1 protein-coding gene and 1 pseudogene are annotated in these 417 nt (G+C 32.9%); both read right to left on the bottom strand.

All coding sequences use genetic code 11. The annotated features are described in order from the left end of the window. Positions 1-215 (bottom strand): annotated as a pseudogene (locus tag FUA24_RS08250) (50S ribosomal protein L11); the annotation flags it as partial. A gap of 77 nt (positions 216-292) precedes the next feature. After that, a partial coding sequence (nusG, locus tag FUA24_RS25790) for a transcription termination/antitermination protein NusG (RefSeq protein ID WP_394344196.1) occupies positions 293-417 on the bottom strand: 125 nt, incomplete at its 5' end.

The following is a 417-nucleotide window of genomic DNA, read 5'->3' on the forward strand; positions in this document are numbered from 1 at the left end:
GTTTTAATAACAAAATCAAAAGATTTGTCTTTATAAACCGATATAACAACTGGTAATACTTTACCAGCTTTATCTTGGGTTCTTGCATTAAACTGCTTACAGAACTCCATGATATTAACACCAGCAGCACCTAGAGCGGGTCCAACCGGTGGCGAAGGATTCGCTGCACCTCCCCTAACTTGTAGCTTAACTACTTTACTTAACTCTTTTGCCATTTTTAATAATTTATTTTGATACCAAATCTTAAAAGTTTGGAAGCTAAAGATTGTGTATCTATTTAGTGTAACAATTATTATACTTTTTCTACCTGCATATAACTTAATTCTAATGGTGTTTTTCTACCAAAAATTTTCACCATTACTTCAAGCTTACGCTTTTCTTCGTTAACTTTTTCAATGGTTCCATCAAAACCATTGA

The sequence above is a fragment of the Seonamhaeicola marinus genome (genome assembly GCF_008085455.1).